This is a genomic window from Halomonas sp. SIMBA_159, assembly GCF_046536035.1.
GTDB lineage: Bacteria > Pseudomonadota > Gammaproteobacteria > Pseudomonadales > Halomonadaceae > Vreelandella > Vreelandella venusta_A.
Window position 1 is genome coordinate 1 of sequence record NZ_JAWJBT010001775.1, and the last position, 231, is coordinate 231.

The following is a 231-nucleotide window of genomic DNA, read 5'->3' on the forward strand; positions in this document are numbered from 1 at the left end:
TTCGATAATGTGCTGTTGGTCACCGGTGAGCATGAGCGCAAGGTCGGCATGGCCTATTTCCGCGAATGTGTGCCGGCGATTAAACGCCACTTCAGTTATCTGTCGATGGAAGTGCAGCCGCTGGATCAGCACGAGTATGCTGAGCTGAAAACCCTGGGGCTGGATGCGGTCATGGTGTATCAGGAAACTTACAGTGCTCCGACGTACGCCAAGCATCATCTGCGCGGCAAT

Annotated in this window: 1 pseudogene; it reads left to right on the plus strand. The window is 54.5% G+C overall.

The features are described from left to right. Positions 1-231 (plus strand): annotated as a pseudogene (gene thiH / locus R0J87_RS25305) (2-iminoacetate synthase ThiH); the annotation flags it as partial.